Origin of the sequence: Oxobacter pfennigii (assembly GCF_001317355.1) — a bacterium.
GTDB classification, from domain to species: Bacteria; Bacillota; Clostridia; order Clostridiales; family Oxobacteraceae; genus Oxobacter; species Oxobacter pfennigii.
The window spans coordinates 345,807-359,554 of the sequence record NZ_LKET01000029.1 but is presented as its reverse complement, the minus strand read 5'-3'; the positions used below and the strand labels follow the sequence as shown (position 1 = coordinate 359,554).

Annotated in this window: 12 protein-coding genes and 1 pseudogene; 10 read left to right on the top strand and 3 right to left on the bottom strand. The window is 36.8% G+C overall.

Going from position 1 to position 13,748, the window contains the following annotated elements; translation table 11 throughout:
• Together OXPF_RS09500 and OXPF_RS09495 are read right to left on the bottom strand one after the other, a co-directional pair.
• A pseudogene (locus OXPF_RS09500) lies at window positions 1-259 on the bottom strand (methyltetrahydrofolate cobalamin methyltransferase); the annotation flags it as partial.
• A gap of 144 nt (window positions 260-403) precedes the next feature.
• The gene (locus OXPF_RS09495) at window positions 404-604 is read right to left on the bottom strand and encodes a putative signal transducing protein (RefSeq protein WP_054874954.1); all 201 of its coding nucleotides are present in this window, start codon (window positions 602-604) and stop codon (window positions 404-406) included.
• A 257-nt stretch (window positions 605-861) separates the two neighbouring features.
• Here OXPF_RS09495 and OXPF_RS09490 point away from each other — a divergent pair, with 257 nt between their 5' ends.
• The 4 genes from OXPF_RS09490 to OXPF_RS09475 all read left to right on the top strand — a co-directional run bounded on the left by OXPF_RS09490 (window position 862) and on the right by OXPF_RS09475 (window position 5,915).
• Window positions 862-2,484: an amidohydrolase gene (locus OXPF_RS09490; RefSeq protein ID WP_054874953.1), complete on the top strand. Its 1,623-nt coding sequence runs from the start codon at window positions 862-864 to the stop codon at window positions 2,482-2,484.
• 80 nt (window positions 2,485-2,564) lie between these two features.
• Window positions 2,565-3,614 (top strand): hypothetical protein, encoded by a 1,050-nt coding sequence (locus OXPF_RS09485; RefSeq protein ID WP_054874952.1) that lies wholly within the window; start codon window positions 2,565-2,567, stop codon window positions 3,612-3,614.
• A 302-nt stretch (window positions 3,615-3,916) separates the two neighbouring features.
• Complete coding sequence (locus OXPF_RS09480; protein ID WP_054874951.1) at window positions 3,917-4,174, top strand: EscU/YscU/HrcU family type III secretion system export apparatus switch protein; 258 nt, start codon at window positions 3,917-3,919, stop codon at window positions 4,172-4,174.
• A gap of 79 nt (window positions 4,175-4,253) precedes the next feature.
• A complete protein-coding gene (locus OXPF_RS09475) occupies window positions 4,254-5,915 on the top strand; it encodes an alpha-keto acid decarboxylase family protein (protein ID WP_054874950.1) in 1,662 nt (553 codons plus the stop codon).
• An 81-nt stretch (window positions 5,916-5,996) separates the two neighbouring features.
• Here the strand turns inward: OXPF_RS09475 and OXPF_RS09470 are convergent, their stop codons facing one another.
• Complete coding sequence (locus OXPF_RS09470; protein WP_054874949.1) at window positions 5,997-7,466, bottom strand: methyl-accepting chemotaxis protein; 1,470 nt, start codon at window positions 7,464-7,466, stop codon at window positions 5,997-5,999.
• Between the two features lie 472 nt (window positions 7,467-7,938).
• Here OXPF_RS09470 and OXPF_RS09465 point away from each other — a divergent pair, with 472 nt between their 5' ends.
• From OXPF_RS09465 to OXPF_RS09440, 6 genes are all read left to right on the top strand, one after another.
• Entirely contained in the window at window positions 7,939-8,184 is a 246-nt protein-coding gene (locus OXPF_RS09465) for a TIGR03905 family TSCPD domain-containing protein (protein ID WP_054874948.1), read from the top strand.
• Window positions 8,185-8,501: 317 nt separating this feature from the next.
• On the top strand, window positions 8,502-9,449 hold the full coding sequence (locus tag OXPF_RS09460; protein WP_160317190.1) for an N-acetyltransferase: 948 nt from the start codon (window positions 8,502-8,504) through the stop codon (window positions 9,447-9,449).
• Entirely contained in the window at window positions 9,446-10,429 is a 984-nt protein-coding gene (locus tag OXPF_RS09455) for a GNAT family N-acetyltransferase (protein ID WP_054874946.1), read from the top strand. The genes OXPF_RS09460 and OXPF_RS09455 overlap by 4 nt, the downstream gene beginning before the upstream one ends.
• 5 nt (window positions 10,430-10,434) lie before the next feature.
• Window positions 10,435-11,739 (top strand): B12-binding domain-containing radical SAM protein, encoded by a 1,305-nt coding sequence (locus OXPF_RS09450; protein WP_054874945.1) that lies wholly within the window; start codon window positions 10,435-10,437, stop codon window positions 11,737-11,739.
• A 5-nt stretch (window positions 11,740-11,744) separates the two neighbouring features.
• Window positions 11,745-12,380, top strand: a complete 636-nt coding sequence (locus OXPF_RS09445; protein WP_054874944.1) for a class I SAM-dependent DNA methyltransferase — start codon at window positions 11,745-11,747, stop codon at window positions 12,378-12,380.
• Window positions 12,381-12,382: 2 nt separating this feature from the next.
• Window positions 12,383-13,747 (top strand): B12-binding domain-containing radical SAM protein, encoded by a 1,365-nt coding sequence (locus OXPF_RS09440; protein WP_054874943.1) that lies wholly within the window; start codon window positions 12,383-12,385, stop codon window positions 13,745-13,747.
• The last annotated feature ends 1 nt before the right edge of the window (window position 13,748 follow it).

The window sequence follows — 13,748 nt, the reverse complement described above, 5'->3', positions numbered from 1 at the left end:
TAAATACCGCTTCAATTACCCTTGGGTTGGGGCTGTCTATGCAAACAGGCTTGTCTACCGCATTTTGAACTATGTCCATAAGCCATTTTAAAGTCTCAACTTCTATGTCCGGTGCAGTGCTGGCGCATACATCTATAAAATTGGCTCCGGCATCTGCCTGCCTTACAGCCAAATCCCGGATAAAAGCCTCATTTTTCTGCTCAATGGCATTTTTAACGCTGGGTATGGTACCGTTGACTTTTTCACCAATGATTATCAATTTGCACACCTTCCTTTTAAAAAAATTAAAGCATTCAATAGGATTGTACCAATATTTAATTATAATGTCAATTATTTACATATAGGCTTAAGAGCCTTTACAAACACAAAGCTAATCCTGTTAAATGCTTATAGGTTCACATATTTACATAAAACCCTTCAGTAATTCTTTGACTTCTTCGTAATCTTCTTTATCCACCTGAATTTCCGCAGGTATTAATATACTTCCTAAGGTTAGCAAACTCTCGCCTTTAATAAAATAATCGATACCTTCACCTTCCAAAACAGATTTGATTAAAGCTATAAGGGCAACATCATTTGTTGTTATTACAGTAATTAACTGCATTGTGGCATTCCCCCTTTTTATATTGTACTGAATTATTTAACTTCACCATCACATTACATTTCAATATAATATATGTCAACATAAGAATAGTAATAATGGTTAAGATAGACATAAACGGGACAGGTTGTAAAAAAAACCTGTGTGAATTATAATTATTTTACTCTGTATAACTTTTGAACGGTTTATAATCAATTGTACAAAACACCTATTTTGAATAATATATATTTGACCATATTTAAATATAAGGCGGGATATTGATGGATTTGATACTCATTAACGGAAAAATAGTTACCATGGATGACTCCAATCCATGTGTACAGGCTGTTGCTGTGGATGGAGGAAAAATTGTTAAGATTGGAAACAACAAAGAAATTATTAATTTGAAGTGTGCCGATACAAGGATTATTGACCTAGAAGGAAAGCTGGTGCTGCCCGGTTTCAACGACAGCCATATGCACTTGTTAAGTTACGGCGCTAACCTTTACACCTGTGACTTGTCAGGCACAGAATCTATTGAAGGCCTTATACATAAAATGAAGGATTATTTGGAATCCGGTGTTTTTAAAGCAGGTCAATGGATTCATGGACAAGGCTGGAATCATGATTATTTTGCAGAGGGCCGCTTTCCTACAAGATATGACTTGGACAGGATTTCAACGGAATATCCCATTTGTATCGCAAGAGCGTGTACCCATGTTTCAGTGGTAAACAGCAAGGCCTTGGAGACCGCAGGTATTACAAAGGATACAAGTCAGGTTGATGGAGGACATTTTGACCTTGATGAAAATGGCGAGCCTCTGGGTATTTTCAGAGAAAACGCGCTCTCACTTATATATAACAAAATACCCGAGCTTGATAAAGATACAATTAAAAATCTCATTAAGAAAGCCGCGGAGGTGGCATTGAAGGAAGGAATAACCTCTATACAAACGGATGATTTTGGCATGCTTCCTTCCGGGGATTATACAAAAATAATTAATGCATATAAGGAATTATCCAGGGCAGGAGAACTACCCTTGAGAATAAATCAGCAGTGCCTGCTTCCTGATATTAATATTTTAAAAAGCTTTTTGAACGAAGGATATAGAACGGGGATGGGCACTGAATTTTATAGAATAGGGCCTTTAAAGCTTTTAGCAGACGGCTCTCTTGGTGCAAGGACTGCGTATTTAACAGAGAGCTATAAAGACGACCCATCAACAAAAGGAATTCCTGTATACAGCCAAGCTGAGCTTGATGAGCTTGTGGTGTCAGCACACGATAAAAGCATGCAGATTGCCATACATTCCATCGGTGACGCCTCCATGTACATGGCCTTTGAAAGCATTGAAAAAGCGCTGAATGAAAATTCAAGGGAAGATCACAGGCATGCAATCGTTCACTGTCAGATAACCGATAAAACCTTGCTTAACAAGTTTAAAAGCTTGGATGTTGTTGCCCTCATCCAGCCTATATTTATTAAATATGACCTTCACATGGCAGAATCCAGAGTAGGATATGAAAAGGCAAAAACTTCATATAATTTCAGAACATTGTTTGATATGGGTGTAAATATTGCTTGCGGCTCTGACTGCCCGGTAGAACCCTTTAATGTACTCCATGGAATTTACTGTGCCGTAACCAGAAAGGATTTAAAAGGCTACCCTGAAGACGGATGGTTTAAAGAGCAAAGTTTATCTGTTGAACAGGCAGTGTACGGATATACAATAGGTGCCGCATATGCTTCCTTTGAAGAGAATATAAAGGGCAGCATAACGCCCGGCAAGCTTGGGGATTTTGTTGTGCTAAGCAGAGATATATTCACCATGAATCTTGATGAAATAAAGGATGCGGAGGTTTTAATGACCTTTGTAGGCGGAAAGCTTGCATATAAAAAATAAGCTGTCTTGGAATTTTGCTTATTAAAAAAGCCGAATTTAGTACGATATAAAAACTGAATAAATATTTTAGGAGGGAAGCTATGAATATATTTACCGGGTCAAAGAGCAGCCAAATATTGATTAATGCTCTTATGAAGAATTCATTAAAGCTTCCTCAAATTGAAAAGGGACAATTCTTAGAAGGCAAAGTAACCTCCATTGAAGGCAAGGAAATAAATATACTATTACAAAATGGCAATAGCATAAAAGCATTTATAGAAGGCAGCGTATACTTACCTGTCAATCATAATTTAGTTTTTGAAATTACAGAAAACACCGGCAGCACCATCATATTAAAGCTGGTGGAGGTATCCACTGAAGGTATGCTGACCCCAGCTGAAAAGGAAAGAATAGCTGCGGAAATATTATCACGCCTGGGGCTTAAAAACACTCCGGAAAATGCCGAGGTTCTTGAAAAGTCGGCAGGAATGGTAGGAAGAGGATTGAAAAACCTCATTTATACCTTTGAATCCAGTAAAACAAATGAAGTTAATGAAAAACCGATATTTTTTCAAAGGCTGCAAAATATTTTCATCACCCCTGAAAAGCTTATAGATTATCTTAGAGATTTTGATTCAAAGCATATAAGAAATTTAGTGGAGCAGCTGGAAGTACTTTTAAGAGAAGTTAAATCCGATGACACAAATTCAAAACAGTACATAAGAGCAATGACTGATATTATAAAAGGACTGTCAGTACAGATAAATCATCCTTTTCCTCTTTTTTATATACCTATACCCCTCTTTTTTGAAGGACAGCTATACCCAGGTGAAATCTGGATAGAAAAGGACAGTCACAGCGAGGAAAAGGAAGGCCTTATTACCATTCGCCTATATGTTGACAACCCTCACTTGGGAGCTGTTGAAGGCATCATCACAAGCAAGGGAATGCAAACCTTCATAGATTTATATTGCAAAAAGGAATTTGTAACTCTCTTTGAAGAGAGCAGAAAGCTTCTTTTAGACAGGCTCAGTTCAATTGGAATACAGATAACATCCGTAAACATACATGAACTTAAAAAGAGCATCAGCTTATTAGATTTAGCCTTTAAATATTCAAAGCCTTATTCTTCAATTGATGCAAAGGTTTAATGAAAGGCGACACTCCTAAAGGAATGTCACCAACTTATTAAGGCGGGGGCTGTCGCATTTGAAACACTGCATTCGCTATGCTCGAGTTCTGCAAGTTCTAAGGTTCCCTGCCTTGAAAATACAAGAATTTTGATAACTCACTTCGTTCAAACAATCTAAAATTCTAAGTATTTTCTGCGGCAGAGCCACCAAGAACTTGCAGAGAACTCTTACAAATACTCATTTACGTTGTTTCAAATGCGACAGCCCCAACTAACTTATGAAAGGAGACACAAATCGTGTCGCCAGCTTAGGAGGAATATATGAGAAAATTAAAAACTGCCGCTGCCTTGAAATACCAGCCGGGAAATGACATGATTCCCACGGTTGTAGCTTCAGGCAGAGGCTATGTAGCTGAAAAAATAATGGAGATTGCCAGAGAATACAACATACCATCCGTAAAGGATGAGCACACATCCGAAATTCTTTGCAGCCTTCCTTTAAACTCGGAGATACCCGAGCACCTCTACCACGTCATCGCCGAAATTTATGCCAACATCCTGTATGTGAGCAAAAAATAGAAAACATATATATGTTATATCCTGAAGGCATTGTGGTTAGAATAATCTTATCAAATAGACTTAAAGGAAGGCGAAAAAGTTGTCTGATAAGACTGTTGGAGAATACTTGTTTGATTGCTTGTTCAATGAAGATATAACGGAAATTTTCGGCGTTCCGGGAGATTATAATTTCCCGCTTTTAGATATTCTGGAAAGAAACGAAACAATAAAATTTATAAACTGCCGCAATGAATTAAATGCAGGCTATGCTGCTGACGGTTACAGCAGAATAAAGGGCATGGGTGCATTGATAACTACCTTTGGAGTAGGAGAGCTTAGTGCTATTAATGCTGTGGCAGGTTCATATTCGGAGCAGGTGGCTGTGATTCACATAGTCGGGGCTCCAAAAACCATGCTGCAAAATGAGCACAAGCTGATGCACCATACGCTGCTTGACGGAAATTATGATGTTTTTCGTAAAATCTATGAAAGTGTCACGGCATATACGGCGGCAATCACTGCCGAAAATGCGGAAATCGAAATACCAAGGGCTATTGAAATTGCAAAAAACATGAAAAAACCAGTTTACCTGGTTTTTGCCCTGGACATCGTTGAACAAATAACTGTCCCAAGAAACATTCCTTTGCCTCAAAACCACAGCAATAAAGAATCACTTAATGAAGCCGTCAACAAAATAAAGCAAATGGTGGATGCCTCACAAAAGCCGGTACTTCTTTCCGGGGCCCTAGTAGCAAGGCATAATTTGCAAGCTCAGATAATAGAGATAATTGAAAAAATGAATATGCCAGTGTCCACTATGATGATGGGCAAGGGCTCCATTGATGAAAGCCATAAAAATTATGTGGGCCTATATGCAGGTGACTTGGGAAACCAGGATGCTAAAGCTATAATTGAAAGTGCAGATTTGATTTTTGCAATAGGAACTATGTGGACGGATAATAATACAGGCTCTTTTACGGCAAACATAAACCCGGCCGTCACAATAGAAATCCAGCCGGAATTTACAAAAATAGGCATGGCGGTATATGAAAATATTCTGATGGCCGATATGCTTAGCGAAATAGCTAAAATTGCTTATAAAAAATATGATGTGCTTCAAGACACAAGTTTTCCCTATGATGAAATTGAAGTCGGCATGTATGAAAACATATCGGCAAAATACTATTATCCCAAGTTCCAGCAGTTTTTAAAGGAAAATGATATAGTGATTTCTGACGCCGGAACCTTTTCGCCTGGTTTATCTTTGTTAAGGCTGCCAAAAGGAGTTCAATTTATATTCCAGCCGGCTTGGGGAAGCATAGGTTACGCCACTCCTGCCGCTTTAGGAGCAGCCCTGGCAGCTAAAAACCGGCGTATACTTTTGTTTACCGGAGACGGCTCATTTCAATTTACCGTCCAGGCAATGAGCTCGATTGTACAATACGGCTGCAAAATTATTGTTTTTTTACTGAATAACAATTTCTACACTATTGAGGCTTACTTAAACACACCCCAGGAATCACAATATAACAATATACCTGAATGGGATTATGCCGGCCTTTTAAAGGCCTTTAAAGGTGATGTCTTTTTTAAAAATGTATCTACAAACAAGGAGTTCGATGAAGCATTAGAAGAAACAGAACAGCATCAAAATAAAAAAATATGCTTTATCGAGATGAATGCTGAGCCTTTGGATGCGCCTTATATAGTTCATAAAATGCATCAAATGATAGAAGCCCATAAAAAAAACAATCAGCCATAAAAATATACTCCTCTTATGGTTAACAGTTTTTTATTTTAACTGTTTATCATAAGGGGAGCATATCAAAAGCTTTTGGTTAACTTACTTACCCAATAAACTAACTCCCTTTTGGGTTTGGGTTTCCGCCTCGGCGATTATTTTATCAAGATACATTATAACATTTTTTGATAATTCCTGTGCTTCTAAATAATCCTGCTGTGCCTGAGATGAATTTTTGGCATTCACGGCTTCTATAGCATTGCCGCCTAATTCATGAAGCTTGTCGTGAATTTCATCAATTGCCTTCCAGTCGGCTTCAATTGAAGGATGGGTAACATTAAGCGAATGGTAAAAATGTCCGAAAGCACATTTTGTGCCGTTAATCTGTATAGGATATACTCTCATTTCATCGACAATCCTCTTGAGGTTCTTTACCCATGCTACATGGGCATCCTTTGCATTTTTAAGATTTTGAATTAATTCTTGGTTAGTTATCGCATTTTTGCTCCCTTGAAGAGCATTCATCATATCTTTCACCATATCGGACATCTCATCGTCTATTTGAGAGATTTGCTTTGCATAATCCGCGCTTTGATTAGCATCCGCACTTATAATCTGTGTCATGGCACTCAGCTTTTCTGCATCCATTGTAGAGGATTCCATAGCCTCATTTATTTCCCCAGCAGCTATTTTAATGCTTTCTGTTGATTTATTTATAAGTTTGATATCTTCTATGGTAGTCTTTAACATATTAACATTTTCTTCTATAGTATCAGTTACAACATCTAGCTTCTGGCTCATTTCCTCAGTGGAATTCATGGTCCTTTCCATGCTCTTTTTGCCCTCTCCGGCTGCCTGGTGAATATTGCTCATGAAGGTGTTCATTCCTTCCAAGCTCTTCTTTGTATCATCCGCCAACTTTCTGATTTCCTGGGCAACTACTGCAAATCCCCGGCCGTTTTCTCCTGCTCTGGCAGCCTCAATGGAAGCGTTCAAAGCCAAAAGATTGGTCTGGTCAGCTATGGATTTTACTGCATTTACTATTTCATTAACCCTTTCCGCCGTCTCTACCAGCTGTTCAATCTGGTCCCTCATAATCCTGGCATCATTCATAACATCATCTTTAAGAGTATTTATCTCTCTGACTTGTGAAAGACTGGCGTTGTTTCTTTCTACCAATACTTCAGAAGAAGATGATAATTGCTCCAATGTATCCGATGTCGAACCTATTGTTTCATTAACCTGATTCATACTGGCCGTGGTTTGCTGCACTATTGCCAGGTTTGATTCGCTGACAGTAGACATTTCCCTGGTAAAATCAAGAAGCCTGTAAGCTATATGAGACATATTGATATCAAAACTGCTTAAAGATGCAGTAATACCTAACATCCTCTTTGCCACATCGGACATCTGCTTTTCATTGGCAAGTAATTTTTCAAAATAATTGAGCATTGTAACGTGAATGTGATAATCAACCTTGGGATATTGCACATCCTGTCCGTTTAATTTCTTGTCCACATAATCCATGATGCATAGCGCTTCGTTACAAGGACTCTTAGATTTTTTGAACATAATTTCATCCCCTTTGTTACATATATAAATAGTCATTTTTATACTTATAATCTGATTCATTGCAGGTATTGATTTATATTCAATACAAATTTGTCATATCCTTCTCATATTAACAAAAAAAACAATAATTTTACATATTTCGCCTTATAAATATTATACTATATCGTATTATTGAAAAAGAGGGGTCGATTTTGATGTAATATATATTTAAATCCACCTGGAGGAGCCGATGCAAAAAATATTGAAGAATCCAGGGAATCTTTAAATAAAATTATAGGAGTCCAGGAAATCAGGATTCAAAATCTTAAGACTGCCATCGATAATTTAAATAAAGCTGGCGTTCTTTAGAGTAGAGATAAAATACTTCCATGACTTGACACTAACAGTAAAATTTCTTAGAATAAATATCATCGATAGAAAGGGGTAATCCCTTAGGTAGCAACATATTAAATTTTCACTGGAGGTGTCGGCTATGAAACTTGAATATAAAATGCAGGGAGTATGTGCTGAAAAAATAGATATAGATGTTTCGGACGGTATAGTAAGGAGAGTGGAATTCAAATCGGGCTGTGACGGAAACCTTCAGGGGATATCAAAGCTGATTGAAGGAATGAAGGTTGAGGATGTTATAGAAAAATTAAAGGGAATAAAGTGCGGAAGAAAAAGCACCTCATGTCCTGATCAGCTCTCAAAGGCACTGCAAAATATGCTGAAATAAAATTTACTTATATAGGGCTCATTGTTTGAGCCTTTTTTAATTGCCTTCTTCCTTATAAATAATATCATCTTAAGAATTATGAAAATTTTACTATAGCGTGCCAAATTTCGATAAACTAACTCAATCCCGTGAAATCTGTTATAATTAATCTATGGAATCATTATGAGGTGCTATATATGATATTATCAGTTTGCAGCAAGGGCGAACGTAAGATATATATGGATTTTGTAAAAAGTATTTATAGTAAGTTCCCGGAATATAAGGATTGTTCTTCGCCCATTCTAAAAAGTTTTTTATATAAAAAAGGTGCATTCTGTATGAATTCGGAGATAACTCCTATTCTGGTAAAAGAAGGCTCTTCTGTATTGGCAGCATGCATTTATATTATCTCAAAGAATTATCCTGATGTGCTGCAGATTGCTTTTTTTGAAGCACTGGCTGACTGTCAGGATGCCGTTGACTTGATAATGAAAAGAGCAAAGGAATTATGCGCTGAAAAAAATTTACATGCCATAACTGTTGGCTTAAATGGTCACGTCAATTATGGTTTAGGATTTTTATACGATAAATTCCAGGATGGCTTAAGCTTCGGAAGCAATTTCAATCCGCCCTATTATCCGGAATACTTTTCAAAATACTCCCCAAAGCGCTTCAATCTGGTGTCCTTTAAAGGGGATATGGAAAATGTAAATTTTGAAAGAGAAAAAGATATACTAAATAGAATCACCAAGAAGTTTAACTACAGAGAAGCAAATTTCAGTAAATTCAAAAGTGAAATGAAGGTATATACCGATTTGAATAATCAATGTTTCATGGAACACCCCTTTTATTTCTTGAGGGAATACCAGGAGGATTATGAGCTTTTCTCCGAATTGAAATATTTTATAAAGGGAGAGAATTTACTCTTCGCAGAGCATAATAATACTACAATAGGATTTTTGCTGTGGTATCCCGATTTCAACGAGCTTTTGGATAGGGGAAAAACCATAGGAGTGGATACTTTTATAAAAAACAAGCTCTTCTCCAAAAGAATTGATAAGTTTAAGATTGTCGAAATCGCCGTCATCCCCCAATATCAAAAAAGCGGTGTTATTTTAGGATTGTTTAATGAATTATACAACAAAACAAAGGGTAGATTCTCCTCCTATGAAACCAGCTGGATACTGGAGGACAACTACAGGTCCAAAAGTCTCGGAGCAAAATGGGCCGAGGAAGAATACAAGCATTTTGTGGCATTTGAGATAAGTCCCAAGGAGATAATATGATAGAAATCTATAATAATCCAAAACAACTGCCCGATACCTGGGATACAGCTGCCAAAGACAATTACGCTTTAAAAAAGGACTATCTTATTCATCTTCATGAATACAACCCCTGCAAGCAGACTTATGTCATTCTGGACAAGGGCGAAATTTCCAGTATACTGGTGTATTATGAATTGAACATGAATATATTCACCTACAGCAAATTAAAACTTAACATACCCATAACCATTATAGGTATCCCCTGCTCGGTATGCGAGAAAGGCTACAGCTTAAGTTCAAAGGATACCGATGAAATAGGTGATTATATAAAAAGCATAAAGGGCGCCAAAATAATACTCAATGCAGAAAGCTCCCTCGATTTAAAAGGCTTTGCAAAGGGACACACATTGCCTGCCTGTATTATGGATGTAAAATGGGACAGTTTTGACGAATATTTAAGTAAGCTTCGAAGCCATTACCGTTACAGATATAAGAAGGCTTTTAAAAAACTCGACGCCATTTCCATAAAGGCTTTAAACAGCAGCGATTTTAATTTTGAACACTATAGTTTATATGAGCAGGTTTATGATAAATCCCAATTTAAATTAGAGAAGTTATCTTTTGAGTTTTTTAAAAACGCAGGGGAAAATATTATGGAATTTAGCCTATCGAATACCCCCGTGGCTTTTATACAATATAAAATAGTCGGCCGGGAAATGGTATTCTTATTTGGCGGTATGGATTATGCTTTAAACAAAGAGTACGATTTGTATATAAACATGCTTTTATATATAGTAAGGCTTGCCATAGAAAACAACTGCACTCATATAAATTTCGGCCAGACTGCCGAGGAGATAAAATGCAGGCTGGGAGCTTTCAGGGAATATAAGTATATGTATATTCACCACTCCAACCCCTTTCTTAATAAGGCCGTATCTTTATTGCAGGATCTGTTTTGTTATAAGCTGAAGGACATAAGACTTAAGGTATTAAAGGTGTGATGAAGTTGAAGATTTTACTGGTACGCCCCAAAAACCTTAAAGGAATGGGGGTGCTTGAGTTCGTAAACGTTGAGCCCTTGGAGCTTGAATACCTGGCGGCAATTTGCACAGAACTCCAGGCACAATATGAAATATATGACGGCAGCATTGAAAAAATAAAATTTGAGGATAAATATAGTAATTTTTCTTATGATGCCGTAGCAATATCCGGATATATAAACAGCGTTGATAAGATAAAGAATTACGCAAAATATATAAAGAGCAGAAACCCAAATGCAAAGGTTATTGTGGGGGGAGTAGTGGCAGAAGTTGTGCCGGAATATTTTTATTGCCCCCATATTGATATCATCGTCCATTCAGGCGGCTTCAAGCCTTTTAAAGACCTTTTGTCATGCGGTTTTAGCCCCGATTTTTATAAAGATATGCCGGGAATTTGCTACAAATTATCCGGCAGTTTTATTAAGAATGAACAATGCATTTTTAATGTTAATGAGCTGCCCATACCGGACAGGTCTCACTTTTTCAAGAATAAGGATATGTTTCATTATTTGAATTATAAACCTGTGGCAACTATGAAAACCTCCTATTCATGCCCCTATAAATGCAATTTCTGTTACTGCAAAAAGCTTAATAACGGGACATTTATATCCATGGATTTGGATAAAATCATAGAAGAAATAAAAGTTATAAACTGCCATACAATATGGATAACAGATGACGTATTTCTTTTTGACAGGCAAAGACTTATAAACTTTGCCCATGAAATAAAAAGTCAGGCAATCACAAAAAGCTTCATAGTCTATTCCCGGGCGGATTTCATTGTAAATAACAGTGACCTGCTGCCCTTGATGAAAAAAGCAGGAATTGTCATGGTCATTGTTGGCCTGGAGGCAGTTGAGGATAAAAACTTAGATAATTTTAACAAGGGCACGGACAAAGAAATAAACCGTGAATGTGTAAGACTGTTACAGATAAACGGCATTGACTGCACCGGCCTTTTTATTGCAGGCATTGATTATACGAGGAAGGATTTTTGGAATTTAAGAAAATGGATTGAAGAATCAGGGTTAAAAATCTATACGGTATCTATTTTTACACCCCTTCCGGGAACTGAAACCTATGAGCAATATAAAAGTGAGATAAAGGACAATAATTTAAGCAAATTTGATTTTTTGCATCTTCATATAAAACCACAGAATATGAGCAAAACATCCTTTTATATGGAATTTATAAAGCTTCACATTCCATATGTAAAAAACTTTTTAAAGGAATACACCCATAAATTCAAGAAAGGTCTTAAAACTAGGTAAAGCTGATGTTCAACACAACAAAAATTTGGGACTACTGGGCAAATAAATATGACGGCCTGTGGGTGCAGAAGTATTCACTCACTCCCACAAGAAAAGCCGTTATAAGTACCCTGTCTTCTGTTCTGGATAAAGGAAAGAAGATTAAGCTGCTTGATATGGGCTGCGGCACCGGCCAGCTCATAAGAGAAATAAAAACAAAATTTAAGGATTATGACATAGAATGTACTGGAGTTGATATCTCCAACCGTATGATTGATATTTGTAAAAATAAAGATAAAACATCCAGTTATATAACAAGCAGCATCGAAAACTTTGAATATAATGAGGGAGAATTTGATATTATCATCTGTACTCACTCCTTTCCCTATTACCAGGATAAGGCAAAGGCAATTGAAAAATTCCACAGGCTTCTTAAAAAAAATGGATACTTTATTTTAGCCCAGGCTTCGGTTAACAGCTTCTACGACAGCCTTGCCATGTTTTTTGTAAAGCTCACTACCAGCAAGGCAGCTTATCCGTCGATAGACGAAGTTTTAAACCTCATAAGGGGTAAATTTAAAAGCATCGATATTGTTTCAATAAAAGAAAAGGCCTTCATGCCTGCAATCTGCCTTTTTCTCTTTTTAAAGGAAGGTGATTGAATGTGAAGATACTTCTCATAAGGCCAAAGCCCCATAAGGAAACCATAGGGCTTCAAAAGGTAATGATTTGCGAGCCCCTAGAGCTTGAATATTTAGGCACATATATTAAAAGTTACGGTCATGAAGTTGAAATCTTGGACATGATACTTGAGAAAAAGCCTATCTCCTTTTATATAGAAAAATTTAACCCTGATGTTGTGGGATTGACGGCGTACATTGCCCATGTAAACATAGTTAAGGAGTACGCTCGGGAGATAAAGCAAATTAAGAATTGCAGTGTTGTTGTAGGCGGAGTCCATGCTGAAGTGGTTCCGGAGGATTTTGACTCTCCTTTTATTGACTATATTATAAAAGCAAACGGCATTAAAACCTTTGGGCAAATAATAAGCGCCCTTCAAAATAATTTATCTACGGAAAATATTGAAGGCATCTGGGGAAACAATTTATCGCCAATAAAAGAAACTACATTTGCATACCCTCATCCTGACAGAAGCCTTGTTAAAAAATATAGGGACAAATATTATTACATGTTCCACAACCCCTGCGCCCTTATGAAGACATCTTTTGGGTGCCCATATAACTGCAGCTTTTGCTTTTGCAGGAAGATAACTGACGGAAAATATTTTTTCAGGAATATAAAAGACATCATAGATGAATTAAAAAACATACCGGAGGATGAAATTTATATAGTTGATGATGATTTTCTGGTGGACAGAGACAGGCTCCTTGAATTTTGCAATGCATTAGATGAACAGAATATTAAAAAGAAGTATTTAATTTATGGTCGGGCAGACTTTATTGCCAAAAATGAGGACGTAATCAAGAGATTTCAAGCCTCGGGGCTGAGGGCAGTAATAGTTGGCTTGGAATCGGGCCGGGAAGAGGAATTATTAAAATACAACAAAAAAAGCTCAGTTGAAATAAATGAAACTGCCGTTTCCATATTGAATAAATATAATATAGAATGCTATGGCACCTTTATAATAGGCATAGATTATGAAAAAAAAGATTTCAGTAATCTTTATATATGGATCAAAAAGCTTAATATAAAATTCATAAACCTTCAGCCCTTTACTCCACTTCCTGGCACTGAACTTTATGATGATTACAAAGACACGCTTATAATAAGCAGGGACCAGTTTGAAAAATGGGATTTGGCTCATACTGTGGTCAAGCCGGTTAAAATGGATATAAGAAGCTATTATTTTAATATACTTAAAATATATTATAAAATAACCATGAACCCGGTAAATATTTTAAAGATGATAAAAAAGTATGGCATAAAGGAATGCTTTAAATTATCACTGGGAACAAGCAGCATTACGATGCAATACATTAAAAAATCACTGCAAAAGGAAATCAGGTGAA

Coding starts and splice junctions, on each gene's coding strand:
- OXPF_RS09495 (WP_054874954.1), bottom strand. CDS start 604: ATGCAGTTAATTACTGTAATAACAACAAATGATGTTGCCCTTATAGCT.
- OXPF_RS09485 (WP_054874952.1), top strand. CDS start 2,565: ATGAATATATTTACCGGGTCAAAGAGCAGCCAAATATTGATTAATGCT.
- OXPF_RS09480 (WP_054874951.1), top strand. CDS start 3,917: ATGAGAAAATTAAAAACTGCCGCTGCCTTGAAATACCAGCCGGGAAAT.
- OXPF_RS09470 (WP_054874949.1), bottom strand. CDS start 7,466: ATGTTCAAAAAATCTAAGAGTCCTTGTAACGAAGCGCTATGCATCATG.
- OXPF_RS09460 (WP_160317190.1), top strand. CDS start 8,502: ATGAATTCGGAGATAACTCCTATTCTGGTAAAAGAAGGCTCTTCTGTA.
- OXPF_RS09455 (WP_054874946.1), top strand. CDS start 9,446: ATGATAGAAATCTATAATAATCCAAAACAACTGCCCGATACCTGGGAT.
- OXPF_RS09490 (WP_054874953.1), top strand. CDS start 862: ATGGATTTGATACTCATTAACGGAAAAATAGTTACCATGGATGACTCC.
- OXPF_RS09445 (WP_054874944.1), top strand. CDS start 11,745: ATGTTCAACACAACAAAAATTTGGGACTACTGGGCAAATAAATATGAC.
- OXPF_RS09465 (WP_054874948.1), top strand. CDS start 7,939: ATGAAACTTGAATATAAAATGCAGGGAGTATGTGCTGAAAAAATAGAT.